25 protein-coding genes and 2 other annotated features are annotated in these 25,619 nt (G+C 43.0%); all 25 genes read left to right on the plus strand.

The genetic code is table 11. The features are described from left to right. Positions 1 to 8 precede the first annotated feature (8 nt). The 25 genes from ispD to ilvE all read left to right on the plus strand — a co-directional run bounded on the left by ispD (position 9) and on the right by ilvE (position 25,443). Entirely contained in the window at positions 9 to 704 is a 696-nt protein-coding gene (gene ispD / locus QWY16_RS00505) for a 2-C-methyl-D-erythritol 4-phosphate cytidylyltransferase (RefSeq protein ID WP_300990927.1), read from the plus strand. After that, positions 701 to 1,201: a 2-C-methyl-D-erythritol 2,4-cyclodiphosphate synthase gene (gene ispF, locus QWY16_RS00510; protein WP_300990928.1), complete on the plus strand. Its 501-nt coding sequence runs from the start codon at positions 701 to 703 to the stop codon at positions 1,199 to 1,201. Before ispD ends, ispF begins: the two co-directional genes overlap by 4 nt. A 40-nt stretch (positions 1,202 to 1,241) precedes the next feature. Next, positions 1,242 to 2,705 (plus strand): glutamate--tRNA ligase, encoded by a 1,464-nt coding sequence (gene gltX, locus QWY16_RS00515; RefSeq protein WP_300990929.1) that lies wholly within the window; start codon positions 1,242 to 1,244, stop codon positions 2,703 to 2,705. 73 nt (positions 2,706 to 2,778) lie between these two features. Then, positions 2,779 to 2,996: a binding site (T-box leader), on the plus strand. 52 nt (positions 2,997 to 3,048) lie between these two features. Beyond that, positions 3,049 to 3,711 carry a serine O-acetyltransferase gene (gene cysE, locus QWY16_RS00520; protein WP_300990930.1) on the plus strand — a complete coding sequence of 221 codons (663 nt, stop codon included), beginning with the start codon at positions 3,049 to 3,051 and terminating at the stop codon, positions 3,709 to 3,711. After that, on the plus strand, positions 3,708 to 5,108 hold the full coding sequence (gene cysS / locus QWY16_RS00525) for a cysteine--tRNA ligase (protein WP_300990931.1): 1,401 nt from the start codon (positions 3,708 to 3,710) through the stop codon (positions 5,106 to 5,108). Before cysE ends, cysS begins: the two co-directional genes overlap by 4 nt. A 4-nt stretch (positions 5,109 to 5,112) precedes the next feature. Continuing rightward, positions 5,113 to 5,532: a Mini-ribonuclease 3 gene (locus QWY16_RS00530; protein ID WP_300990932.1), complete on the plus strand. Its 420-nt coding sequence runs from the start codon at positions 5,113 to 5,115 to the stop codon at positions 5,530 to 5,532. Beyond that, positions 5,529 to 6,281 (plus strand): 23S rRNA (guanosine(2251)-2'-O)-methyltransferase RlmB, encoded by a 753-nt coding sequence (gene rlmB / locus QWY16_RS00535; protein WP_300990933.1) that lies wholly within the window; start codon positions 5,529 to 5,531, stop codon positions 6,279 to 6,281. Before QWY16_RS00530 ends, rlmB begins: the two co-directional genes overlap by 4 nt. 4 nt (positions 6,282 to 6,285) lie before the next feature. Continuing rightward, a complete protein-coding gene (locus QWY16_RS00540; RefSeq protein ID WP_300993210.1) occupies positions 6,286 to 6,795 on the plus strand; it encodes an NYN domain-containing protein in 510 nt (169 codons plus the stop codon). A gap of 70 nt (positions 6,796 to 6,865) precedes the next feature. Continuing rightward, positions 6,866 to 7,516, plus strand: a complete 651-nt coding sequence (sigH, locus tag QWY16_RS00545; RefSeq protein ID WP_300990934.1) for an RNA polymerase sporulation sigma factor SigH — start codon at positions 6,866 to 6,868, stop codon at positions 7,514 to 7,516. A 70-nt stretch (positions 7,517 to 7,586) separates the two neighbouring features. Further along, the gene (gene rpmG, locus QWY16_RS00550; RefSeq protein WP_300990935.1) at positions 7,587 to 7,733 is read left to right on the plus strand and encodes a 50S ribosomal protein L33; all 147 of its coding nucleotides are present in this window, start codon (positions 7,587 to 7,589) and stop codon (positions 7,731 to 7,733) included. Positions 7,734 to 7,792: 59 nt separating this feature from the next. Beyond that, positions 7,793 to 7,978 carry a preprotein translocase subunit SecE gene (gene secE, locus QWY16_RS00555; protein WP_300990936.1) on the plus strand — a complete coding sequence of 62 codons (186 nt, stop codon included), beginning with the start codon at positions 7,793 to 7,795 and terminating at the stop codon, positions 7,976 to 7,978. Positions 7,979 to 8,081: 103 nt separating this feature from the next. Beyond that, positions 8,082 to 8,615 (plus strand): transcription termination/antitermination protein NusG, encoded by a 534-nt coding sequence (gene nusG, locus QWY16_RS00560; RefSeq protein ID WP_300990937.1) that lies wholly within the window; start codon positions 8,082 to 8,084, stop codon positions 8,613 to 8,615. 162 nt (positions 8,616 to 8,777) lie between these two features. Then, positions 8,778 to 9,203, plus strand: coding sequence for a 50S ribosomal protein L11 (rplK, locus tag QWY16_RS00565; RefSeq protein ID WP_033542812.1), 426 nt, complete (start codon positions 8,778 to 8,780; stop codon positions 9,201 to 9,203). Between the two features lie 105 nt (positions 9,204 to 9,308). Beyond that, positions 9,309 to 10,004, plus strand: coding sequence for a 50S ribosomal protein L1 (rplA, locus tag QWY16_RS00570; protein ID WP_300990938.1), 696 nt, complete (start codon positions 9,309 to 9,311; stop codon positions 10,002 to 10,004). A gap of 42 nt (positions 10,005 to 10,046) precedes the next feature. Beyond that, positions 10,047 to 10,196 (plus strand) — a sequence feature (ribosomal protein L10 leader region). A gap of 36 nt (positions 10,197 to 10,232) precedes the next feature. Beyond that, positions 10,233 to 10,733, plus strand: coding sequence for a 50S ribosomal protein L10 (rplJ, locus tag QWY16_RS00575; protein ID WP_300990939.1), 501 nt, complete (start codon positions 10,233 to 10,235; stop codon positions 10,731 to 10,733). 56 nt (positions 10,734 to 10,789) lie between these two features. Next, positions 10,790 to 11,149, plus strand: coding sequence for a 50S ribosomal protein L7/L12 (gene rplL, locus QWY16_RS00580; RefSeq protein ID WP_300990940.1), 360 nt, complete (start codon positions 10,790 to 10,792; stop codon positions 11,147 to 11,149). A 125-nt stretch (positions 11,150 to 11,274) separates the two neighbouring features. Continuing rightward, a complete protein-coding gene (locus QWY16_RS00585) occupies positions 11,275 to 11,877 on the plus strand; it encodes a class I SAM-dependent methyltransferase (protein ID WP_300990941.1) in 603 nt (200 codons plus the stop codon). 215 nt (positions 11,878 to 12,092) lie between these two features. Continuing rightward, positions 12,093 to 15,647 (plus strand): DNA-directed RNA polymerase subunit beta, encoded by a 3,555-nt coding sequence (gene rpoB / locus QWY16_RS00590; RefSeq protein ID WP_300990942.1) that lies wholly within the window; start codon positions 12,093 to 12,095, stop codon positions 15,645 to 15,647. Between the two features lie 107 nt (positions 15,648 to 15,754). Continuing rightward, on the plus strand, positions 15,755 to 19,360 hold the full coding sequence (gene rpoC, locus QWY16_RS00595) for a DNA-directed RNA polymerase subunit beta' (protein ID WP_300990943.1): 3,606 nt from the start codon (positions 15,755 to 15,757) through the stop codon (positions 19,358 to 19,360). Between the two features lie 132 nt (positions 19,361 to 19,492). Beyond that, positions 19,493 to 19,741, plus strand: coding sequence for a 50S ribosomal protein L7ae-like protein (locus tag QWY16_RS00600; protein WP_300990944.1), 249 nt, complete (start codon positions 19,493 to 19,495; stop codon positions 19,739 to 19,741). Positions 19,742 to 19,840: 99 nt separating this feature from the next. Beyond that, positions 19,841 to 20,260, plus strand: a complete 420-nt coding sequence (rpsL, locus tag QWY16_RS00605; protein ID WP_300990945.1) for a 30S ribosomal protein S12 — start codon at positions 19,841 to 19,843, stop codon at positions 20,258 to 20,260. Positions 20,261 to 20,304: 44 nt separating this feature from the next. After that, positions 20,305 to 20,775 (plus strand): 30S ribosomal protein S7, encoded by a 471-nt coding sequence (gene rpsG, locus QWY16_RS00610; RefSeq protein ID WP_300990946.1) that lies wholly within the window; start codon positions 20,305 to 20,307, stop codon positions 20,773 to 20,775. A gap of 50 nt (positions 20,776 to 20,825) precedes the next feature. Then, the gene (gene fusA, locus QWY16_RS00615; protein WP_300990947.1) at positions 20,826 to 22,904 is read left to right on the plus strand and encodes an elongation factor G; all 2,079 of its coding nucleotides are present in this window, start codon (positions 20,826 to 20,828) and stop codon (positions 22,902 to 22,904) included. Positions 22,905 to 23,019: 115 nt separating this feature from the next. Beyond that, complete coding sequence (tuf, locus tag QWY16_RS00620; RefSeq protein WP_300990948.1) at positions 23,020 to 24,207, plus strand: elongation factor Tu; 1,188 nt, start codon at positions 23,020 to 23,022, stop codon at positions 24,205 to 24,207. Between the two features lie 336 nt (positions 24,208 to 24,543). Further along, on the plus strand, positions 24,544 to 25,443 hold the full coding sequence (ilvE, locus tag QWY16_RS00625; protein ID WP_300990949.1) for a branched-chain-amino-acid transaminase: 900 nt from the start codon (positions 24,544 to 24,546) through the stop codon (positions 25,441 to 25,443). Positions 25,444 to 25,619 lie beyond the last annotated feature (176 nt).

Consider the following 25,619-nt stretch of genomic DNA (forward strand, 5'->3'; position numbering starts at 1 on the left):
GTAACAATATGAAATATACAGTCGTCTTGCCTGCTGCGGGCAGCGGGAAACGGATGAAAGCAAATAAAAATAAATTATTGCTTGAGCTTTTTGACAAGCCAATTTTCCTTTACACTTTGGAAGTATTTCAGCAAGACCCACAGTGTGAGGCTATTTGGCTTGCGGTAAAAGAAGAAGAACGTTCGATCATCGATCATTATGTTACTAAATATCGCATCACCAAAGTTCATGGCTACGCAGACGGTGGAATGGAGCGGCAAGACAGTGTAAGAGCTTGTCTTGAAGCGATTCCGCCTTGTGGCGTTGTGCTGGTGCACGACGCGGCACGGCCATTCATTTCACGTGATGTTATTACGCGACTAGTTGAAACCGCGAAAACTTGCGGTGCAGCGATTGCAGCAGTACCGGTAAAAGACACAATTAAAAAAGCGGCAAATGGCATTATTACCGAAACGGTGGACCGCAACCAATTGTGGATGGTTCAAACCCCACAAGCGTTTGATTATAACTTAATTTTAAAAGCTGCGAAATCGGCAGTTGAAGATGATTTCCTTGGGACAGACGAAGCCATGCTTGTGGAACGCTTGGGCCATCCGGTGCAAATTGTAGAAAGCACCTATGAAAATGTAAAAATGACAACGCCGGAAGATTTGATTTATGGCAAAGCTATTTTGGAAAGCCAGATACAGGAGGGGCAAAGATGATTAGAATTGGACAAGGATATGACGTACATCAATTAGCGAAAGGGAGACCTTTCATTTTAGGGGGGATTGAAATTCCTCATGACCGCGGGTTGCTTGGTCATTCGGATGCAGATGTCCTGCTTCATACGATTACGGATGCTGCACTCGGAGCGATTTGCGGCGGCGATATCGGCAAACATTTCCCGGACACCGATCCTGAGTTTAAAGATGCGGATTCAAAAAAATTATTGACGCATATTTGGCAATACGTAAAGGAGCAAGGCTATGAATTAGGCAACGTGGATTGCACAGTGATTGCCCAAAAACCGAAACTGGCTCCTTATATTGAAGAAATGCGTGAGTCAATTGCCAAGTTATTAGAAGCTGATGTTTCCCAAGTCAATGTCAAAGCAACGACATCTGAACATCTTGGGTTTGTAGGACGCGAAGAAGGAATTGCAGCGCTTGCTGTGATTTTATTGGTACAACGTCCGCTTTCGCTGGATGTACCAGAGTGATAGAATAAGAGATACTGTTATTCACTTAGGAGGAAAAAAGATGACACAAGAAGTACGAGTACGCTATGCACCGAGCCCAACTGGCCATTTACATATCGGCGGTGCCCGCACTGCGCTTTTCAATTATTTGTTTGCCCGCCATCATAACGGCAAATTCATCGTCCGCATCGAGGATACTGACATTGCCCGGAACATTGAAGCAGGTGAGCTGTCGCAGCTGGATAATCTAAAATGGCTGGGCATTGATTATGATGAATCAGTGGATATCGGCGGCGAGTATGGCCCTTATCGCCAAATGGAACGTTTGGATCTTTATAAAGGCTATGCAGAGGAAATGCTTGAAAACGGGACGGCTTATAAATGCTTCTGTACACCGGAAAAACTGGAAGCAGAACGTGAAGAACAAAAAGCGGCTGGTATTGCCGCTCCGCAATACGCTGGCACTTGCCGTAATCTGACGGCTGAAGAAGTTGCAGAAAAAGAAGCGGCTGGTTTGCCGTATACGCTCCGTATGAAAGTGCCAACTGACGTAACGTATGAGTTTGAAGATTTGGTGCGCGGCACGGTTTCATTCGAATCGAAAGACGTTGGTGACTGGGTGCTAGTTAAAACAAACGGCATTCCCACATATAACTTTGCGGTTGTAGTGGACGATCATTTGATGAAGATTTCTCATGTTTTCCGAGGCGAAGAGCATTTGTCGAATACTCCGAAACAATTGATGGTGTTTGATGCTTTCGGTTGGGAGTATCCTACTTTTGGCCACATGACATTAATCATTAATGAAGATCGCAAGAAACTGTCAAAACGTGATGAATCAATTTTGCAGTTCATCTCTCAATACAAAGACCTGGGTTATATTCCAGAAGCTTTGTTTAATTTCTTTGCACTCTTAGGTTGGTCTCCGGAAGGCGAAGAAGAAATTTTTTCAAAAGAAGAGCTGATTCGTATTTTTGACGTGAAACGTTTGTCAAAATCACCATCCATGTTTGATAAGCAGAAATTAATGTGGATGAATAACCAATACATTAAGCAATTGCCGCTTGAAGAAGTAGTGAAATTGTCACTGCCTCATCTGCAGAAAGCGGGCAAACTGCCTGAAACTTTATCAGAAGAACAGTCCGTATGGGCAGAAAAACTGATTGCGTTGTACCACGACCAAATGAGCTTTGGTGCTGAAATTGTGGAACTGTCTGATTTATTCTTCGCCGATGAACTGTCTTACGGCGAAGCGGAAAAAGAAGTGCTTGCAGGAGAGCAAGTGCCGGAAGTGATGGCTTCATTCAAGGAGCAGCTTGAGGCGCTGGAAGCTTTTGAACCGGCAGAAATCAAAGCGGCTATCAAAGCGGTACAAAAAGCAACGGGGCATAAAGGAAAGAATTTGTTCATGCCGATTCGGGTTGTAACGACAGGCCAGACACACGGCCCTGAATTGCCGGATTCGATTGCTTTGCTGGGGAAAGAGAAAACGATTGCCCGCGTTTCTCAATTCGTAAAAGCGTAAGCCGAGTGTTCTTGCAGAGTAAAGTGAGATAAATTGACTTATCGGTCCAAAAGTGTAAAATGGACTTACTATTAGGAAATCGTTGACGAGAAGAAGTACATGCAGCAAGCTCTAAAGAGAGGATCATCACCGGCTGAAAGTGATCCGGGCCGCTGCTGCATCGAAATGCCTCTCCGAGTGCTGAGTCGAATCAAGTAGACCAGACGTATTGCCTGCGTTAAAGGTGTCAAGAGAGAAAGGCTTTTGTGCCTTTCTAATCAGAGTGGAACCGCGCAACGATGCGTCTCTGTCATTAAGTTGACAGGGGCGCTTTTTATTTTGCCCAAGAAAGGAGTCGGAAATTGTGTGGAAATTACTAAAAGATGATGTCGATGTCATCTTCGAACAAGATCCTGCGGCCCGGAGCTATTTAGAAGTTATCCTGACGTATTCTGGTCTGCATGCCATTTGGGGACACCGGCTGGCGCATTTCTTTTTCAAGAAAAAATTATTCTTTATTGCACGGGTCATTTCGCAAATTAGCCGCTTTTTCACCGGAATTGAAATTCATCCGGGCGCAGTCATTGGCCGACGTTTTTTTATTGATCACGGCATGGGGGTTGTCATTGGCGAGACATGTATCATCGGTGACAACGTAACGCTGTATCAAGGAGTGACGCTCGGTGGGACAGGCAAAGAACGCGGGAAGCGCCATCCGACCTTGGAAGATAATGTGCTGGTGGCAACAGGAGCGAAAGTTCTTGGATCCATTGTTATTGGGGCCAATTCGAAAGTGGGAGCCGGTTCAGTGGTCTTGAAAAATGTTCCCGCAAATGCAACAGTCGTCGGTGTTCCAGGGAAAGTGGTCATCCAGGACGGGATTAAAGTGAAGCCGGATTTGAATCACCAAAATATGCCGGACCCGGTCATGGATAAATGCGAGTCGATGGAATTGAAAATCGCTGCGCTGCAGCATGAAATTGAACAATTGAAAAATGCTCAGAAGAAAGAAGGATGCCCGAAATGACGATTCAAGTTTTTAATTCGTTAACGCGCCAAAAAGAGGAGTTTATCCCGTTAGAAGAGGGAAAAGTAAAAATGTATGTATGTGGGCCTACGGTCTATAACTATATCCATATCGGCAATGCACGACCGGTAATTGTTTATGACACGGTACGCCGTTATTTGATGTACCGCGGATATGATGTGACTTACGTTTCGAATTTTACAGATGTGGATGACAAATTGATTCGTGCGGCAAATGAACTGGGCGAAGAAGTTCCGCAAATCGCCGAACGTTTTATCAAAGCTTATTTTGAAGATACGAAAGCGCTTGGCTGTGCAGAAGCGGATATTCATCCACGTGTGATGGACCATATTCCGCAAATCATCGAGTTTATCGAAGTGCTGATTGAAAAAGGCTATGCCTATGAATCGCAAGGAGATGTCTATTACCGGACCCGTAAATTCGAAGGCTATGGAAAATTGTCGCATCAATCGGTTGATGAACTAAAAGTTGGTGCGCGTATTGAAACTGGCGACAAGAAAGAAGATGCATTGGATTTCGCTTTGTGGAAATCGGCAAAACCGGGTGAGATTTCATGGGAAAGCCCGTGGGGAGCAGGTCGTCCGGGTTGGCATATTGAATGTTCCGTCATGGCACGAGAGCATTTGGGTGATACGATTGACATTCATGCAGGCGGACAAGATTTAACATTCCCGCATCATGAAAATGAAATTGCGCAATCCGAAGCGCTGACTGGAAAGACGTTTGCCCGCTACTGGATGCATAACGGTTATATCAATATCGACAATGAGAAAATGTCTAAGTCGTTGAATAATTTCGTATTGGTCAATGACATTCTGAAAGAGCTGGATCCGCAAGTTCTTCGCATGTTTATGCTGTCAGTGCATTATCGCCATCCGATCAATTATTCACAGAACTTAGTGGAAGACGCGATTGCAGGCCTTGAACGTTTGCGCACGGCTTATGCGAATTTGAAGCATCGTCTGGAAACGTCTGCTGATTTAGGTGACCATTCGGATATTTGGCTGTCAAAAATCAACGAAATCAAAGAAGCTTTTATTGAAACGATGGACGATGACTTTAATACAGCAGCCGGCATTTCAAAGATATTCGATTTGTCGCGATTGTCTAATACCTATCTATTGGAAAAGCAGACAGCAACGGAAGTGCTGGAAGCGTTCATTTCGATGTTTGATGAACTGGCTGGCGTATTAGGTTTGCCGTTCAAGCGGGAAGAGGAATTGCTGGATGCGGAAGTGGAAGCGCTGATGGCCGAACGAATTGAAGCGCGCAAGAACCGTGATTTCGCAAGAGCGGATGAAATCCGCGACTTATTTAAGGAAAAGAATATTCTTTTAGAAGATACAGCGCAAGGCACGCGTTGGAAAAGGGGGTAACGGCGTGTACGTTTTACGAAACAGCGACGTTGACCAATTGAACGCGTTGGCTCTCGCATATATGGGAGATGCGGTTTATGAACAGGCTGTGCGTGAGCATCTCTTGCGCTCAGGCCGCGTCAAACCGAACATTCTTCATCGCCAGTCGACGGCATTCGTTTCTGCTAAAGCGCAGGCGATGGTACTGAAGCGGTTGACGGAAGAGGAATTTTTGACGGAAGCGGAACTGGCTGTTATGAGAAGAGGCCGTAACGCGAAGTCGGGTTCGGTGCCAAAAAATACCGATGTCCAAACGTATAATTTCAGTACCGCATTTGAAGCGGTTCTTGGCTGGCTGTATTTAAAAGAGCAGCAAGAGCGAGTGGATGAAATTATTACGTATGCCATCAATATCGTAGAAGAGCTGAGAGGAGTGATCAAATGAGCGAGGATTTAACACCGGAAATTATTGGCGGCAAAAACCCCGTACTGGAAGCATTGCGCGCCGACCGGGATGTTAATAAAATCTGGGTAGCTGAAGGTGTCCAGAAAAAAGGAATAACAGAATTATTGCAGTTGGCAAAAGAAAAAGGTGTTTTAGTCCAATTTGTACCAAAAAAGAAAATTGACGGCTTGACGGATTCAAATCACCAGGGCATCGCAGCTGCGGTGGCGGCTTATAACTATGCGGAATTGAATGATTTGTTCAACGCTGCAGCAGCGCGCTCGGAAGATCCGTTCTTTTTAATACTGGACGAATTGGAAGATCCGCATAACCTGGGTTCCATTATGAGAACAGCAGATGCCATTGGGGTTCATGGCTTGATTATCCCAAGGCGGCGGGCGGTTGGCCTGACAGCCGTTGTGGCAAAGTCTTCAACTGGAGCAATTGAACATGTGCCAGTCGTCCGGGTTAATAATTTGTCGCAAACTGTTGATGAGTTGAAAAAACGCGGAGTGTGGATTGCCGGAACAGACGCTAAGGAATCAATGGATTACCGGAATATGGATGCCGGCTTGCCACTCGCTATTATTATTGGCAGTGAAGGAAAAGGCATGAGCCGAATTCTACGTGATAAATGCGATTTTCTTTACCAGTTGCCGATGATTGGCCATGTGACATCATTAAATGCATCCGTTGCAGCAAGTCTTCTGATGTATGAAGTCTATCGGAAGCGCAATCCCCTCGGTTGATGCCATGGACATTCTACTGGTTGATGGATATAACATCATTGGAGACTGGTCGGAACTAAAAGAACTGAAAAAAGAGAAGCTTGCAGATGCCAGGGACCGGCTGATTGAACAAATGGCCGAATATCAAAGCTACAAGGGCTGGCGTGTCATTATTGTATTTGATGCCCATTTGGTTCCCGGAATCGAAGCGAAAAATATGCGGCATGACATTGAAGTGATTTATACCAAAGAAAGCGAAACGGCAGATGAACGAATTGAAAAATTGGCAACTAGCCTGAGCAACCGGCGGGATCAGATTCATGTAGCTACATCTGACATGACAGAACAAAGAGTAATTTTCGGAAAAGGAGCGTTACGAATTTCCGCCAGAGAATTAAAAATTGAAATGGATGAAATTCAACAGAATATTTCAAAAAAAGTGAAAGAAATCCAGGAGGAGCGTGCATTTTCCAAGATTTCACTTTCGGACGAAATAGCTGAAATTTTCGAAAAATGGCGTCGAGGACAGAAATGATAGGTTGACGCTCAATTTTTCCTTCCTGTATACTGTTGGTATCGAGGCTCGCGCAACCGGAGGGATAGCCGTGGTAAATCATGAGCAAGTTCAAGCCCAGCGATTCACAGAAATGACAGATGAAGAACTTGTTAGTTTAGTCCACAGCGGAAATACTGAAGCCTTGGATTTTTTAATTACGAAGTTTCGGCATTTTGTCCGTATGAAAGCCCGTTCCTATTTTTTGATTGGTGCTGATAAAGAAGATATTATCCAAGAAGGAATGATTGGCTTATATAAAGCCATCCGGGATTTTAGAAGTGAAAAATTATCTTCTTTCCGGGCATTTGCTGAACTATGCATCATTCGCCAAATCATTACAGCTATTAAAACTGCCACCAGGCAAAAACACATTCCGCTAAATTCCTATGTGTCTCTTGATAAGCCGATTTACGATGAAGAATCGGATCGGACTTTAATGGATGTACTGACTGGCAATGGTGCTGATGATCCAGAAGAGATGATGATCAATAATGAAGAATTTTTGTATATGGAAGCTAAAATGGGAGAAGTTCTGAGCGACCTTGAGCGGGAAGTATTGGCCCTTTATTTGGATGGTCAGTCTTATCAGGAAATTTCCATGAAGCTGGAACGCCATGTGAAATCAATCGACAATGCCTTGCAGCGGGTGAAGCGAAAGTTGGAACGGCACCTGCAATTTGATGAGACGCGTATGTCTTAGAGTGCAGTTGACAGTTGACTTTTAAGGTGATACCCTTGAAAAAGCTGGAAACTCGAATAGGGTGAGAAAAATGGCTAAAAAAATCGTTTTAAGCTGCTCGAAATGTGCATCCCGCAATTATACGATTCCGGCTAAAAAGGAATCTGGCACACGTTTGGAACTTAAAAAATTCTGTGCTCATTGCAATGGGCATACCGTGCATAAACAAACGTTATGAATTTTAAGTGAAAGCCGAACGATATAGAGTAATTTTGAATTTCGGAGGTTTTTTAAACAATGGGCAACATTGGCAGTTTCTTTAAGAACGTCGTTTCGGAAATGAGAAAAGTAAGCTGGCCTAAAAGGAAAGAATTGACTCGTTATACGATCGTTGTTCTTTCAACTGTAATCTTCATGGCTCTTTTCTTCGCATTGATTGATACAGTTATTTCGGAATTATTCCGATGGTTCTTAGCGCTTTAATGCGGTCAATAAGAATATCGCGTAAAAAATAGCCCGTCAGTTTTTGAGAACGGGTTTTTTCATTTGTAAAAAAAGGAGGGATGGACGTACAGTCCGCACGATTATGGAGAAAAATTGGTATGTGGTCCATACGTATTCCGGTTACGAAAACAAAGTTAAAGCGAACTTGGAAAAGCGTGTTGAAACAATGGGTATGGAAGATCTTATCTTCCGCGTCATCATTCCAGAAGAGCAGGAAACAGATTTTAAAGATGGCAAAAAACGCACAGTCATGCGCAAAACTTTCCCAGGCTATGTTTTAGTTGAATTAATTATGACAGATGAGTCTTGGTATGTGGTCAGAAACACTCCGGGTGTAACCGGCTTTATCGGGTCATCAGGCGGTGGCGCGAAACCGACGCCTCTACTGGATGAAGAAGTCGAATTCATTTTGAAACAGATGGGTATGACTTCACGCAAGGTGGAAATCAACTTTGCGGTTAGTGATACAGTGGAAGTGATGGAAGGGCCATTCGCGAACTTCCAAGGAAAAGTGGAAGAAATCGACGAGACCAAAGGCAAAGTCAAAGTATCGATTGATATCTTTGGGCGCGAAACAAAAATGGAACTGGATTTCGAGCAAGTACAAAAAGTATAAAAGCCACTTGCTATTCCAGCGTGGAAGTGGTATTATTTCATAGGTCAGACTGTCATAGGACAATTTGTGCAAGATAACTAATTCTATCAACATAGTTGACAGAGATATTGAGTGGGAGGGGAAACCCTATTACCACATCACGGACTTAAGGAGGTGTGTTTCGTGGCTAAAAAAGTGATTAAAGTTGTAAAATTGCAGATCCCTGCAGCAAAAGCTAATCCAGCGCCACCAGTTGGTCCAGCATTGGGTCAAGCAGGTGTTAACATCATGGGCTTCTGTAAAGAGTTCAACGCGCGTACGGCAGATCAAGCAGGACTGATCATTCCAGTTGAGATTTCGGTATTTGAAGACCGTTCATTTACTTTCATTACGAAAACTCCACCCGCAGCTGTTCTACTTAAAGTGGCAGCCGGTATTGAATCAGGTTCAGGCGAACCGAACCGCAATAAAGTAGCGACTGTAAAACGCGATAAAGTTCGCGAAATCGCAGAAACTAAAATGCCAGATCTAAATGCTGCTTCAGTAGAAGCTGCAATGTTGATGGTTGAAGGTACTGCTCGCAGCATGGGCATTACAATCGAAGACTAATACAGCAGTTGTTTTTGGATGGGTTGCGTGAGTTCACATGAACCACGCAGCCTTTAATCGTGGGAGGTTCATTCCGTTAGACCACAACAAGGAGGACGTTTTAAAATGGCTAAAACAGGCAAAAAGCTGCAAGAAGCAGCAAAACTAATTGACCGTTCAAAATTATATGAAGCAAAAGAAGCAATCGAACTTGCGAAAAAAGCTAGCACAGTTAACTTTGACGCAACAGTAGAAGTAGCTTTCCGTCTAGGAATCGATACTCGTAAGAACGACCAGCAAATCCGCGGAGCAGTAGTGCTTCCAAACGGAACTGGTAAAACTCAAAGCGTATTGGTTTTCGCAAAAGGCGATAAAATTAAAGAAGCTGAAGCAGCTGGCGCAGATTACGTTGGCGATGCTGAATTTATCCAAAAAATCCAACAAGGATGGTTTGACTTCGACGTGATCGTAGCAACACCTGACATGATGGGTGAAGTTGGTAAACTTGGACGCGTTTTAGGACCAAAAGGCTTAATGCCAAACCCTAAAACAGGCACGGTTACATTTGATGTGACAAAAGCTGTTCAAGAAATCAAAGCAGGTAAAGTGGAATACCGTGCAGACAAAACAGGTATTATCCATGCTCCAATCGGAAAAGTTTCATTCGATGACAGCAAACTTGCCGAAAACTTAGAAGCGATTTACGATGTAGTTCTTAAAGCTAAGCCATCTGCTGCTAAAGGAACTTATATCAAATCACTTAACGTAACAACTACAATGGGACCTGCTGTAAAAGTAGATGCTAACACTGTAGGTAAATAAAAGGTTGACAAATCGTTCTAGCTTCACTATAATAGCGAAGTTGTGAAATGTATATTTGTACCGCAGACAGCAGGGGCGCCAGCCGCTTAATTTATCCCTGCCGAGGACATGATGAAATCAGTGAACATCTTTTTGATGCTGACTTTATGCCTCTGTGTCTGTTAAAAGACCAGAGGCTTTTCTTATGGACGGACGGTATGAATGAAAATATCTATAGGAGGTGCCCACATGACTAAAGCAGTTGAAACGAAAAAAGTAGTTGTGCAAACGATCGCTGATAAATTTAACGCTGCAGCTTCTGTTGTAGTTGTTGATTACCGTGGTTTGAATGTTGCTCAATTGACAGAACTTCGTAAACAGCTTCGTGAAGCAGGCGTTGAGTTCAAAGTTTACAAAAACTCAATGACTCGCCGTGCAACAGAAATGCACGGACTTGAAGCAATCAACGAACACTTTACAGGACCAAACGCGATTGCATTTTCAAACGAAGATGTAGTAGCGCCAGCGCGAATCATCAACGATTTCGCTAAAAAGAACGAAGCCCTTGAAATTAAAGCGGGTGTTATCGAAGGAACTGTAGCATCTGCTGAAGATGTAAAAGCATTGGCAGAACTTCCATCACGCGAAGGTCTACTATCTATGCTACTCAGCGTACTACAAGCTCCAGTCCGCAACTTCGCTGCTATTACAAAAGCAGTTGCAGACAGCAAAGAAGAACAAGGCGCTTAATAAGTTAGCCGGATAAAGCACGACCAAAAAAATACCTTTCCTAGGAGGAAATTATAATGACACAAGAACAAATCTTAGACGCAATCAAAGAAATGACAGTTCTTCAACTTAACGACCTAGTAAAAGCAATTGAAGACGAGTTCGGCGTTACTGCTGCAGCTCCAGTTGCTGCAGCTGCTGCTGGCGGTGCTGTTGAAGAAGAACAAACTGAATTCGACGTAATCCTAGCTTCTGCTGGAGATCAAAAAATCAAAGTTATCAAAGCAGTACGCGAAGTTACTGGCCTAGGCTTGAAAGAAGCTAAAGCACTAGTTGACGAAGCTCCTAAAGCAGTAAAAGAAGGCGCTACTAAAGAAGAAGCTGAAGAAATCAAAGGCAAACTTGAAGAAGTTGGCGCTTCTGTAGAAGTTAAGTAATTTCATCAATTTGTGAATAAGAAAGAAAGCTCGTCCGTATATATCGGCGGGCTTTTTCTTCTTTCTAAATTTGATAATGCCAAGCAAATCCGGGGTAAGTTGATAAATGTAAGGAGGGCTTTCAGGTGTCGCAGCATTATTATTCCAAAAATCCTCAGACAGCAAGTAAACCTCAAGAATGGACGTACACATTGCGAGGCGAGAAATTCCACTTTCGAACAGATGCAGGGGTATTCAGTAAAGGTGAAGTCGATTTCGGTTCGCGATTATTGATTGAAACATTTGAAGACTCACAGCTTGCTGGACCGATTTTAGATGTGGGATGTGGGTATGGACCGATCGGAATGGCGATCGCAAAATCATTTCCTCAAAAAGAAATTCATATGGTAGATGTAAATACTCGGGCAATTGAATTGACAAAAAAAAATGCCGAAAAGAATGGCATTTCAAATGTTCTCGTTTATGAAAGTGATGGACTGGCTTCGGTTAAAACAGAAGGTTTTTCCGCAATATTGACCAACCCGCCAATTCGCGCGGGGAAAGAAACGATATTCCGGTTTTATGAAGAGGCTTATGGAAAATTAGAGGATAACGGTTCGTTGTGGGTAGTTATTCAAAAAAAGCAAGGGGCTCCTTCGACTCAGCAAAAATTAGAAGAACTTTTTGGGAATTGTCGCACAGTTGACAAAAAGAAAGGTTACTTTATTTTTGAAGCGAGAAAAGTTTGACTTGACAAAACGACTATGTTATTATAATTAAATGCAAAATTTATTATTTTGAGGTCGTTTGCCCTTTTTTGGGCATGGCATGGCGGCAGAAACAATCACGGGTAAACCGAAAATGGGCTAAATTTAGACTCGTTTTCTTTTTGTCTTTTCGATATCATACACCATTTGGTGGAAATCGCAAAGACCTATAATCGTTTTATTGAGGGGTGAATAAGTTGGTAGGTCAACTAGTTCAGTACGGGCAACATCGTCAACGTAGAAGTTTTTCGAGAATTAAAGAAGTGCTCGATCTTCCAAACCTGATTGAAATCCAATCAGCGTCTTATGAGTGGTTCCTCGAAGAAGGATTGCGCGAAATGTTCCGAGATATCTCGCCGATTGAAGATTTCACTGGAAATCTATCGCTTGAGTTTGTTGATTACAGTCTCGCAGAACCAAAGTATCCAGTCTCTGAATCGAAAGAACGGGATGTTACTTACGCAGCTCCGCTTCGTGTAAAAGTGCGTCTTCACAACAAAGAAACAGACGAAGTGAAGGAACAGGATGTCTTTATGGGTGACTTCCCATTAATGACTGAAACCGGAACTTTTGTGATCAATGGCGCTGAACGCGTTATCGTTTCTCAATTAGTACGTTCGCCAAGTGTTTACTTCCACGACAAAACCGACAAAAATGGTAAAAAAGGCTTTGGAGCTACGGTTATTCCAAACCGTGGTGCTTGGCTTGAATATGAAACAGATGCAAAAGATGTGGTGTATGTCCGAATCGACCGCACACGTAAATTGCCAGTAACTGTTCTTTTAAGAGCGCTTGGCTTCGGATCCGACCAGGAAATCATTGATTTGCTTGGAGATAACGAATACCTGCAAAACACGCTTGAAAAAGATAATACAGAGAGCACAGAAAAAGCGTTGCTTGAAATTTATGAGCGCTTGCGCCCCGGTGAACCACCGACAGTTGAAAGTGCTAAGAGTCTCTTGTACTCACGGTTCTTCGACCCGAAACGCTATGATTTAGCAAATGTGGGCCGCTATAAAATGAACAAAAAACTCCACATTAAAAATCGTCTCTTTAATCAAACAATCGCTGAAACATTAGTTGATCCAGAAACTGGTGAAATTTTGGTTGAAGCAGGAACGGTTATTGATCGTCGGGTATTGGATCGTTTGATTCCATATTTGGAAAGTGGAGTGAATTTCCACACCGTTTCTCAAACAGGTGGCGTTCTTGAAGATGACGTTACATTGCAGTCAGTTAAAATTTACGCTCCGAACGATGAAAATCAAAAAGAAATCAATGTAATTAGCAATGCTTACGTGGAAGACAAAATCAAACACGTAACGCCTGCTGATATCATTTCGTCTATTAGTTACTTCTTTAACCTGCTTTACGGAGTGGGAAACACAGATGATATCGACCACTTGGGTAACCGTCGTTTACGTTCAGTAGGGGAGTTGCTGCAAAATCAATTCCGTATCGGTTTGTCCCGTATGGAACGCGTGGTTCGTGAGCGTATGTCAATTAATGATACGCAAGCTATCGTACCTCAGCAATTGATCAATATCCGTCCAGTTATTGCATCAATTAAAGAGTTCTTTGGTAGTTCTCAGCTTTCCCAGTTTATGGATCAAACAAACCCTCTCGGTGAATTGACGCATAAACGCCGTCTATCAGCTTTAGGGCCTGGGGGTCTGACGCGTGAACGTGCTGGTTTTGAAGTGCGTGACGTTCACTACTCGCATTATGGCCGTATGTGTCCGATTGAAACGCCTGAGGGTCCGAACATCGGATTGATTAATACGCTCTCCACTTTTGCGAAAGTGAATAAATTCGGATTTATTGAAACGCCTTATCGCCGTGTTGATCCGGAAACGGGAATTGTGACACCTCAAATCGACTATCTGACAGCCGACGAAGAAGATAATTATGTAGTAGCTCAAGCTAACTCTCGATTAACTGATGACGGTTCTTTCGTAGAAGAAGAGATAGTGGCACGTTTCCGCGGAGAAAACACTTTAATTAAACGCGAACGTATTGACTACATGGATGTTTCTCCGAAACAAGTAGTTTCAGTAGCGACAGCTTGTATTCCGTTCCTTGAAAACGATGACTCCAACCGAGCGTTGATGGGAGCAAACATGCAGCGTCAAGCAGTTCCATTGTTAAATCCTGAAGCACCTTTCGTTGGGACAGGAATGGAACATTTGGCGGCACGAGATTCAGGGGCAGCAGTAATCGCTAAACATGATGGTATTGTTGAGTCTGTAGAAGCAAGAGAGATTAAAGTTCGCCACATTGAAGAAGTAGATGGCCGAGAAGTAAAAGGCGATGTTACATCTTACAAATTGCAGAAGTTCGTTCGCTCAAACCAAGGAACAAGCTATAACCAACGTCCAATTGTTAAAGTGGGAGACCGCGTATCAGCTCGTGATATCTTAGCGGATGGTCCTTCAATGGAGCGTGGGGAAATGGCGCTTGGACGCAACGTATTAGTGGCATTCATGACATGGGACGGCTTCAACTATGAAGATGCAATCATCATGAGTGAACGTCTGGTAAAAGACGATGTTTACACATCCGTCCATATCGAAGAATATGAATCAGACTCACGTGATACAAAGCTCGGACCGGAAGAAATCACACGCGACATTCCGAATGTCGGAGAAGATGCTCTTCGCAACCTCGACGACCGTGGAATCATCCGTGTCGGCGCAGAAGTAAAAGATGGAGATATTTTGGTAGGAAAAGTTACGCCTAAAGGGGTTACTGAACTTACAGCTGAAGAACGTCTTTTGCATGCGATTTTCGGTGAAAAAGCGCGTGAAGTCCGCGATACGTCATTAAGAGTGCCTCATGGCGCTGGCGGAATCGTGCTTGATGTGAAAATTTTCAACCGTGAAGATGGTGATGAGTTGCCACCTGGTGTAAACCAATTGGTGCGTGCTTATATCGTTCAAAAACGCAAAATCCAAGTCGGAGATAAAATGGCTGGACGTCACGGAAACAAAGGTGTAATATCCCGCATCCTTCCAGAAGAAGATATGCCGTTTATGCCGGATGGAACTCCTGTTGACGTAATGCTTAACCCGCTTGGTGTACCATCACGGATGAACATTGGACAAGTACTTGAGCTTCACTTAGGTATGGCTTCCCGTTCACTTGGAATTCATATGGCATCTTCAGTATTTGACGGTGCCAATGAAGAAGATGTGTGGGAAACAATGGAAGAAGCTGGCATGCCTCGCGACGGAAAAACTATTCTTTATGATGGTCGTTCAGGGGAAGCATTTGATAACCGTGTGTCTGTAGGAATCATGTACATGATCAAACTTGCGCACATGGTCGATGATAAATTGCATGCTCGTTCTACGGGTCCTTATTCACTAGTTACGCAGCAGCCACTTGGTGGTAAAGCGCAATTTGGTGGACAGCGTTTTGGAGAGATGGAAGTTTGGGCGCTTGAAGCATATGGTGCAGCTCATACCCTTCAGGAAATCTTAACGGTGAAATCGGATGATGTAGTTGGACGTGTCAAAACTTATGAAGCAATTGTTAAAGGTGAGAGTGTTCCAGAACCAAGCGTTCCGGAGTCGTTCAAAGTTTTAATCAAAGAACTTCAAAGTTTAGGTATGGATGTTAAGATGCTGACAATTGACGATGAAGAAATTGAATTGCGTGATTTGGACGAAGAAGAAGACCTTCAGCCTGCTGATTCATTAAATATCTTGCCAATTGCAGATACAGAAGCACCTGTTGGAACAGTTGATTGATAAAATTTGGAAGCGGACGGTCCAAGCCTACCGTCCGGCTTCCAATCACTTGGTCTTAAACGAGGACAAGCCGTACAGAAACTCGAGACAAAAGGGAGGTAGGCTCCTTGATAGATGTTAACAATTTTGAGTATATGAAAATCGGATTAGCGTCACCCGATAAAATCCGCTCATGGTCTTATGGAGAAGTCAAAAAGCCAGAAACAATTAACTACCGTACATTAAAACCAGAAAAAGACGGTTTGTTCTGTGAACGTATTTTCGGTCCTACAAAAGACTGGGAATGCCATTGCGGTAAATACAAACGTGTCCGTTATAAAGGTGTAGTCTGCGATCGTTGTGGCGTTGAAGTCACTCGTTCAAAAGTACGCCGTGAACGCATGGGCCATATTGAACTTGCAGCTCCTGTATCACATATTTGGTATTTCAAAGGAATTCCGAGCCGCATGGGCCTTATATTAGATATGTCCCCGCGCTCGTTGGAAGAAGTTATTTATTTTGCTTCTTATGTAGTAATCGATCCTGCTGACACACCGCTTGAAAAGAAACAGCTTCTTTCTGAGAAAGAATACCGCGCTTATCGCGATAAGTTCGGTAAAAAATTCCAAGCAGCAATGGGTGCTGAAGCAATCAAGCGACTTCTACAGGAAATTGACCTTGAACGCGAAACAGATTCGTTAAAAGAAGAGTTGAAAACTGCTCAAGGCCAACGCCGTACTCGTGCAATCAAACGCCTTGAAGTAGTGGAATCATTCCGCAACTCTGGAAATAATCCGGATTGGATGATTCTGGACGTTTTGCCGGTAATTCCACCGGAACTTCGCCCAATGGTTCAATTAGATGGCGGACGTTTTGCAACTTCTGACTTGAATGATTTGTATCGCCGGGTAATCAACCGGAACAACCGCCTTAAACGATTATTGGATCTTGGTGCACCAAGCATCATTGTTCAAAACGAAAAACGTATGCTTCAAGAAGCTGTAGATGCATTGATCGACAATGGTCGCCGCGGCCGTCCTGTTACTGGACCGGGTAACCGTCCGTTAAAATCTCTTTCTCATATGTTGAAAGGGAAACAAGGGCGTTTCCGTCAAAACCTTCTTGGTAAACGTGTTGACTATTCTGGCCGTTCCGTTATCGTTGTTGGACCGAACTTGAAGATGTATCAGTGCGGATTACCGAAAGGAATGGCAATTGAGCTATTCAAGCCTTTTGTAATGAAAGAACTTGTTGAGCGAGGTCTTGCGCATAATATTAAGAGCGCGAAACGTAAAATTGAGCGTTTGCATTCAGAGGTTTGGGATGTACTTGAAGACGTAATTAAGGAGCATCCGGTTCTATTGAACCGTGCCCCGACTCTTCACAGACTTGGTATTCAAGCATTTGAACCAACACTTGTCGAAGGTAAAGCAATCCGTCTACATCCGTTAGTATGTACTGCATACAACGCCGATTTCGACGGTGACCAAATGGCTGTTCACGTACCGCTTTCTTCTGAAGCACAAGCTGAAGCTCGACTTCTTATGCTTGCTGCTCAGAATATCTTGAACCCGAAAGACGGGAAACCCGTTGTAACTCCATCTCAGGATATGGTTCTAGGAAACTATTACCTGACTCTTGAGCGTAAAGGTGCTACAGGTGAAGGTGCAACATTCTCTGGGCCTGAAGAAGCGTTTGTCGCTTATCAGACAGGACATGTTCACTTGCACACAAGAATTGCAATTCTTGCTGGTTCTTTAAAGAATCCGACGTTTACAGAAGAAGAAAACAAAATGCTTTTATTGACATCTGTCGGTAAAATTATTTTCAATGAAATTCTGCCGGAATCTTTCCCGTATATTAACGAACCAACCGATTATAATTTGCAGGTGGAAACGCCAGCTAAATATTTCGTGCCAACTACAACAGATATCCGTACTCATATTGCGGAAGCTGAGCTGGTAACGCCATTCAAGAAAAAAATTCTTGGAGAAATCATCGCTGAAGTATTCAAACGTTTCCATATTACTGAAACCTCAAGAATGCTTGACCGTATGAAGACCCTTGGATTCAAATACTCAACACAAGCTGGTATTACAGTTGGAGTTGCAGATATTGTCGTACTTCCTGATAAAAATGAAATCCTTGTTGAAGCGCAAGCAAACGTAGATAAAGTTATGAAACAGTTCCGACGTGGATTGATTACTGAGGAAGAACGTTATGCACGCGTCATCTCACATTGGAGCAACGCAAAAGATATCATTCAGGAAAAACTGATGGCTTCTCTTGATAAATTGAACCCAATTTACATGATGAGTGATTCCGGAGCCCGAGGTAACGCATCCAACTTTACTCAGCTTGCTGGTATGCGCGGACTTATGGCCAACCCGGCTGGACGCATTATCGAACTTCCGATTAAATCTTCATTCCGTGAGGGTCTGACGGTACTCGAATACTTCATCTCTACTCACGGTGCACGTAAAGGTCTGGCCGATACTGCATTGAAAACTGCCGATTCAGGTTACTTGACGCGCCGTTTGGTTGACGTGGCACAAGATGCTATCGTCCGAGAAAACGATTGTGGAACAGATCGAGGGCTGCTTGTTGGGGCATTGATGGAAGGTACGGAAGTAATCGAGGAGCTGGACGAGCGTATTGTAGGCCGCCATGCGAAGAAAACAATCCGCCATCCTGAAACAAAAGAAGTAATTGTAGCAAAAGACGAATTGATTACTCAGGACTTGACTCGCTTGATTATGGAGGCAGGAATCAAGGAAGTAACAATCCGTTCAGCGTTTACATGTAATACGAAACACGGCGTATGTAAGAAATGTTACGGCACTAACTTAGCGACTGGTGACGAAGTTGAAGTGGGCGAAGCAGTTGGAATCATTGCTGCTCAATCAATCGGTGAACCGGGAACTCAGCTTACAATGCGTACTTTCCATACAGGTGGGGTTGCGGGAGACGATATTACACAAGGTCTTCCACGTATCCAGGAAATTTTTGAATCGCGGAATCCAAAAGGTCAAGCAGTAATTTCTGAAATTAACGGTACCGTTACCGAAGTAGATGAAATTCGCGAAGGCCAAAAAGAGATCACAATTCAAGGGGATGTCGAAACACGTAAGTACTTGGCGCCATATAATGCCCGCCTGAAAGTCCAAGTGGATGATGTTATCCGCCGAGGTGAAGTATTAACTGATGGTTCGATTGATCCGAAACAATTGCTTCAAGTAAAAGATGTTCAATCTGTTCAACTGTATTTACTGAAAGAAGTTCAAAAAGTATACCGTATGCAGGGGGTTGAAATCGGCGATAAGCACGTAGAAGTTATGGTTCGTCAAATGTTCCGTAAAGTCCGTGTTATTGAAGCCGGCGATACCGACTTGTTGCCAGGTTCGCTTTTGGATATTCACCAGTTCTCAGAAGCGAATAAAAAGGCAGTTTTAGAAGGCAATTTGCCAGCAACGAGCCGCCCAGTTATTCTTGGTATTACCAAAGCTTCTCTTGAAACAGAATCATTCCTATCAGCCGCATCATTCCAAGAAACGACACGCGTCCTCACAGATGCAGCGATTAAAGGGAAACGTGATGAGTTGTTAGGTCTTAAAGAGAACGTCATCATCGGCAAACTTATTCCAGCTGGAACAGGAATGCAGCGTTATCGCCAAATTAAAATTGCGCGAAGTGAAAAAGAAGCACAACAAGAAATCGTCGGCACAGAGTCATAAACTAATCTTTTCCGGGGAGCCTTTTCCAAACTCCCCGGGATTTTTTAAGAATATTGTTGACATCAAATTCATACAATGATAATATGTTGAGGGTTGATGGTTTAACCGTCTGACACTTTGGAGGATATGCAAATGTCTTATGAAAAAGTAAAGCAGGCAAGTAAAACAATCATAGGTACAAAGCAAACAGTAAAAGCTTTAAAAAGCGGTATTGTCCAAGAGGTAATAGTGGCAAAGGACGCGGACGATCGAATGACCGAACAGATTATTCAACTAGCTAGAGAAAAAGGTATTCCGGTCGGATTTGCAGAATCACGCTTAAAGCTTGGCAAAGCATACGGCATTCATGTCGGAGCAGCTGCTGTAGCGATTACTGGATGACAGTTTTTGTGTAGAAAACACAAAGACTTTGTTTTTACCCAAAAAATGATCCACCTGGATATGTGGAATTAGAACACCTTTTGAGAGGAGGAAAAATCGATGCCTACAATTAACCAATTAGTTAACAAGCCTCGTAAACCAAAAAGCACTAAATCAGACTCACCAGCGTTGAACAAAGGATATAACAGCTTCAAAAAGTCTCAGACTAATGTAAGCTCTCCACAGAAACGCGGAGTTTGTACACGTGTTGGTACAATGACACCAAAGAAACCTAACTCTGCCTTGCGTAAATACGCACGTGTACGGTTAACAAACCAAATTGAGGTTAATGCTTACATCCCAGGAGAAGGCCACAACCTTCAAGAGCACAGTGTAGTTCTTCTACGCGGTGGACGCGTAAAAGATTTACCGGGTGTGCGTTACCATATCGTACGTGGAGCACTTGATACTGCTGGAGTTAACGGCCGTATGCAAAGCCGTTCTTTATACGGAACAAAACGTCCAAAAGTAAAAAAATAATTATTTGAAATAACGAAGTAATTTCGTTGAAAGGAGGAACACACATGCCTCGTAAAGGTCCTGTATCGAAACGTGACGTGTTGCCAGATCCGATTTATAATTCCAAATTGGTGACACGCTTAATTAATAAAATGATGGTTGACGGAAAAAGAGGTACTTCACAAAAAATTCTATACGGAGCGTTCGAGTTAGTTAAAGAACGCAGCGGTAAAGATGCAATTGAAGTATACGAACAAGCGTTGACAAACGTAATGCCAGTTCTTGAAGTTCGCGCTCGCCGTGTTGGTGGAGCTAACTATCAAGTACCAGTTGAAGTTCGCCCTGAACGCCGTACAACTCTTGGTCTTCGCTATCTTGTAAACTATTCACGCCTGCGTGGAGAAAAAACAATGGAAGAGCGTTTGGCTAACGAAATTCTTGATGCTGCAAACAACACTGGAGCTTCAGTTAAAAAACGTGAAGATATTCACAAAATGGCAGAAGCGAACAAAGCGTTTGCTCATTACCGCTGGTAATTCCTTCAAGATGTTAAAATCTTAATCCGAAACGGAAGGAGAAAAACAACATGACGAGAGAGTTCTCCTTAGACAAAACACGTAATATCGGAATCATGGCACACATCGATGCCGGTAAAACGACTACTACGGAGCGTATTTTATATTACACAGGCCGTATTCACAAAATCGGCGAAACGCATGAAGGTGCTTCTCAAATGGACTGGATGGAGCAAGAGCAGGAGCGTGGAATCACGATTACTTCTGCTGCTACAACAGCTTCTTGGAAAGGACACCGCGTCAATATCATCGATACTCCTGGACACGTAGACTTCACTGTTGAAGTTGAACGTTCATTGCGGGTACTTGATGGTGCTGTTACAGTTCTTGATGCTCAATCGGGTGTTGAACCACAAACTGAAACAGTATGGCGTCAAGCAACGACATACGGCGTACCGCGTGTTGTATTCGTCAACAAAATGGATAAAATCGGTGCAGATTTCCTTTATTCTGTAGGTACATTACATGACCGCCTGCAAGCAAACGCTCACCCAATTCAATTACCAATCGGTGCAGAAGAAGATTTCACAGGGATTATTGACCTTGTTGAAATGAATGCACGTTTCTACGGAAACGATTTGGGAACTGAAATTACTGATGGAGAGATTCCTGAAGAGTATAGAGAACTGGCTGAAGAATGGCACACTAAACTAGTGGAAGCTGTTGCTGAGCTAGATGAAGATTTGATGGAAAAATATCTTAGCGGGGAAGAAATCACTGTAGAAGAACTTAAAGCAGCAATCCGTAAAGGAACGTTGGCAGTTGAGTTTTACCCAGTGGTATGCGGAACTGCATTCAAGAACAAAGGGGTTCAATTAATGCTTGATGCAGTAATTGATTACCTGCCATCACCTCTTGACGTACCACCAATGACTGGTGTAATTCCGGATTCTGAAGAAGAAGTAATTCGCCGTCCTAGCGAAGACGAGCCATTTTCTGCGCTTGCGTTTAAAGTTATGACAGATCCATACGTAGGGAAACTAACATTCTTCCGCGTATACTCTGGATCTCTTAAATCTGGATCATATGTTCAGAACTCATCAAAAGGCAAGCGTGAACGCGTAGGTCGTATCCTGCAAATGCACGCAAACTCTCGTGAAGAGATCTCTGAAGTGTATTGTGGAGATATCGCTGCTGCAATCGGCTTAAAAGATACTTCTACTGGAGATACTTTGAGTGACGAGAAAAACCAAGTAATCCTAGAGCGCATGGTATTCCCGGAACCAGTTATTTCATTGTCAGTAGAGCCGAAATCAAAAGCGGACCAAGACAAAATGGGTCAAGCCCTTGCGAAACTGCAAGAAGAAGATCCGACTTTCCGTGCACATACAGATCAGGAAACTGGTCAAGTAATCATCGCTGGTATGGGTGAACTTCACCTTGATATCCTTGTTGACCGTATGCGCCGTGAGTTTAACGTAGAAGCTAACGTGGGTGCTCCTCAGGTATCATACCGTGAGACTTTCCGCAGCTCTGCACAAGTCGAAGGTAAATTTGTACGCCAATCTGGTGGACGCGGACAATTCGGACACGTTTGGATTGAATTCTCTCCAAACGAAGAAGGTGCAGGTTTTGAATTTGAAAATGCGATCGTTGGTGGTGTTGTTCCACGTGAATACATCCCAGCTGTTGAAGCGGGTCTTCGTGATTCTCTAGACAACGGTGTTATTGCCGGATATCCATTGATTGATATCAAAGCTAAATTGTTCGATGGTTCTTACCATGATGTTGACTCCAACGAAATGGCCTTTAAAGTAGCTGCTTCAATGGCTCTTAAAAACGCTATTTCTAAAGTTAACCCAGTTCTTCTTGAGCCAATTATGCGCGTCGAGGTTGTTATCCCTGAGGAATACCTTGGAGATATCATGGGTGACATCACGTCACGCCGTGGCCGTGTAGAAGGTATGGATGCTCGCGGAAACGCACAAGTTGTCCGTGCTATGGTTCCTCTTGCAGAAATGTTTGGTTATGCAACTTCATTGCGTTCTAACACGCAAGGCCGTGGTGTGTTCTCAATGCACTTCGATCATTATGAAGAAGTACCAAAATCAATTTCTGAAGAAATTATCAAAAAAAATAAAGGTCAATAATTGAATTTTGACCTTTAATAAAGTATAAATAGTTTGTATGCCTGGAATAATAGGGCCCTGTTATTCCGGCGCTTCAAACAACCAATCAACTTATATTTTGAGGAGGATTTTTCTAATGGGAAAAGCTAAATTTGATCGCTCTAAAACACATGCGAATATTGGTACAATCGGTCACGTTGACCATGGTAAAACAACTTTAACTGCTGCAATCGCTACAGTTCTTGCTAAAGCATCAGGTGGGGAAGCTCGTTCTTATGCTCAAATCGATAACGCACCTGAAGAAAAAGAACGTGGTATCACTATCAATACTTCACACGTTGAGTACGAAACTGCTAATCGTCACTACGCGCACGTTGACTGCCCGGGACACGCTGACTATGTTAAAAACATGATCACTGGTGCTGCACAAATGGACGGCGGGATCCTAGTAGTATCTGCTGCTGACGGCCCAATGCCACAAACTCGTGAGCACATCCTACTTTCACGTCAAGTTGGTGTTCCTTACCTAGTAGTATTCATGAACAAATGTGATATGGTAGACGACGAAGAACTTCTTGAACTTGTTGAAATGGAAGTTCGCGATCTTCTTACTGAATATGACTTCCCTGGCGATGACATTCCTGTTATCAAAGGTTCTGCTCTTAAAGCTCTTGAAGGAGAAGCAGAGTGGGAAGAAAAAATTATGGAATTGATGAACGCTGTTGATGAGTACATTCCAACTCCACCACGTGACACTGACAAACCATTCATGATGCCAGTTGAGGACGTATTCTCAATCACTGGCCGTGGTACGGTTGCTACTGGACGCGTTGAACGTGGACAAGTTAAAATCGGTGATACTGTTGACATCATTGGTCTTACTGAAGAACCAAAAGCTACAACTGTAACAGGTGTAGAAATGTTCCGTAAATTGTTAGACTATGCTGAAGCTGGTGACAACATCGGTGCTCTTCTTCGCGGGGTTTCTCGTGACGACGTACAACGTGGACAAGTATTGGCTAAACCAGGCACAATTACTCCACACACTGAATTCACTGCTGAAGTTTATGTTCTTTCAAAAGAAGAGGGTGGACGTCACACTCCATTCTTTACAAACTACCGTCCGCAGTTCTACTTCCGTACAACTGACGTAACTGGCGTTTGTAACCTTCCTGAAGGCGTAGAAATGGTTATGCCAGGAGACAACATCGAAATGACAGTTTCTTTGATTTCTCCAATCGCTCTTGAAGAAGGAACTAAATTCTCTATTCGCGAAGGCGGCCGTACTGTAGGCGCTGGAGTAGTTGCTTCAATTCAGAAGTAATTTTTTCTTAAACTTCAAATCCCCTGACTCATTTTATGAGTCAGGGGATTTTTTTTGTGGAAGTAAAGCAAGCAAATATCTGCTTTTATTTTGTACTTCAGGAGAATGTAATATACTGCATCCAAAAAAATTTCATACTTTTTTAAAAACTCTTAAAACCTTGATGCTGCAACATTGGAAGCGGATACATTTTGAAGTAATATTCAAAATAGAGCAAAAAGTCCAACAAACGCTGTTGACACCTTTTAAAATAGGCGATATGATAACAACAATTTACAGAAAGTAAATAAGAATTTAAGGAGCAAGAATAAACTTTTGGAGAAAGAAGTGGGAAGTATGGAACAACAAGTAATCTATATGAACGGTGAATTTGTTAGAAAAGAAGACGCTAAAGTTTCAGTTTACGATCACGGGTTTTTATACGGAGACGGAGTGTTCGAAGGAATTCGTTCTTACAACGGAAACGTATTTCGATTAGAGGAACATTTAGAACGTCTTTACGATTCAGCAAAATCAGTGATGCTTGAAATTCCACATACTTTCGAAGAAATGACCAACTTGGTTGTAGAGACTCTCCGCCAGAATAAATTAAAAGATGCTTACATCCGTCTGGTGGTTTCAAGAGGAGTTGGAAATCTTGGCCTTGATCCTTTAAGTTGTGGAACACCTAATGTCATTGTAATTGCAGAACCATTATCTTTATTTCCAAAAGCTCTATATGATTCAGGAATTGAAATTGTATCCGTTGCGACAAGACGGAGCCGTTCAGATGTCTTAAGTCCAAAAGTTAAATCATTAAATTATATGAACAATATCCTAGTTAAAATAGAAGCGAGCTTAGCTGGCGTATCAGAAGCACTCATGCTTAATGATCAAGGATATGTAGCTGAAGGATCAGCGGATAATATTTTCATCGTACGCAAGAAAAAATTGCTCACACCACCTGGTTATGTAGGAGCGCTTGAGGGAATTACCCGAAACGCTATTATGGAGATTGCAGCTAAAAAAGGTTATGAAGTACAGGAAGCTGTTTTCACAAGACACGATGTTTATGTCGCTGATGAAGTTTTCTTAACTGGAACAGCTGCAGAAGTGATTGCAGTCGTTAAAGTGGATGGACGAGTGATAGGAGACGGAAAGCCAGGTCCTGTGACAAACGATTTGCTCGTATCTTTCCGTGAATTAGTTCAGCAAGATGGAGTAAAGGTATATGCAGAACACTTGAATGTAGTTTAAACAAAAGCCATCAAAATAACTAAAATTATATAACGTCAACTCAATGACGAGGTTAAAGTAAATGGAAATTGTATTCACAGAGAGCCGGTATAGGTGGAAGCCGGCAATACTCCCATTTACGACATCCCCTCTGAGTGGAGTGCTGAAAGGTTTTTACCGTTTAGGCATTCCCGGTA

This window comes from Planococcus shenhongbingii (assembly GCF_030413635.1).
GTDB lineage: Bacteria > Bacillota > Bacilli > Bacillales_A > Planococcaceae > Planococcus > Planococcus shenhongbingii.

Coding starts and splice junctions, on each gene's coding strand:
- ispD (WP_300990927.1), top strand. CDS start 9: ATGAAATATACAGTCGTCTTGCCTGCTGCGGGCAGCGGGAAACGGATG.
- ispF (WP_300990928.1), top strand. CDS start 701: ATGATTAGAATTGGACAAGGATATGACGTACATCAATTAGCGAAAGGG.
- gltX (WP_300990929.1), top strand. CDS start 1,242: ATGACACAAGAAGTACGAGTACGCTATGCACCGAGCCCAACTGGCCAT.
- cysS (WP_300990931.1), top strand. CDS start 3,708: ATGACGATTCAAGTTTTTAATTCGTTAACGCGCCAAAAAGAGGAGTTT.
- rlmB (WP_300990933.1), top strand. CDS start 5,529: ATGAGCGAGGATTTAACACCGGAAATTATTGGCGGCAAAAACCCCGTA.
- QWY16_RS00540 (WP_300993210.1), top strand. CDS start 6,286: ATGGACATTCTACTGGTTGATGGATATAACATCATTGGAGACTGGTCG.
- rpmG (WP_300990935.1), top strand. CDS start 7,587: ATGGCTAAAAAAATCGTTTTAAGCTGCTCGAAATGTGCATCCCGCAAT.
- secE (WP_300990936.1), top strand. CDS start 7,793: ATGGGCAACATTGGCAGTTTCTTTAAGAACGTCGTTTCGGAAATGAGA.
- nusG (WP_300990937.1), top strand. CDS start 8,082: ATGGAGAAAAATTGGTATGTGGTCCATACGTATTCCGGTTACGAAAAC.
- rplA (WP_300990938.1), top strand. CDS start 9,309: ATGGCTAAAACAGGCAAAAAGCTGCAAGAAGCAGCAAAACTAATTGAC.
- rplJ (WP_300990939.1), top strand. CDS start 10,233: ATGACTAAAGCAGTTGAAACGAAAAAAGTAGTTGTGCAAACGATCGCT.
- rplL (WP_300990940.1), top strand. CDS start 10,790: ATGACACAAGAACAAATCTTAGACGCAATCAAAGAAATGACAGTTCTT.
- QWY16_RS00600 (WP_300990944.1), top strand. CDS start 19,493: ATGTCTTATGAAAAAGTAAAGCAGGCAAGTAAAACAATCATAGGTACA.
- rpsL (WP_300990945.1), top strand. CDS start 19,841: ATGCCTACAATTAACCAATTAGTTAACAAGCCTCGTAAACCAAAAAGC.
- rpsG (WP_300990946.1), top strand. CDS start 20,305: ATGCCTCGTAAAGGTCCTGTATCGAAACGTGACGTGTTGCCAGATCCG.
- fusA (WP_300990947.1), top strand. CDS start 20,826: ATGACGAGAGAGTTCTCCTTAGACAAAACACGTAATATCGGAATCATG.
- tuf (WP_300990948.1), top strand. CDS start 23,020: ATGGGAAAAGCTAAATTTGATCGCTCTAAAACACATGCGAATATTGGT.
- ilvE (WP_300990949.1), top strand. CDS start 24,544: ATGGAACAACAAGTAATCTATATGAACGGTGAATTTGTTAGAAAAGAA.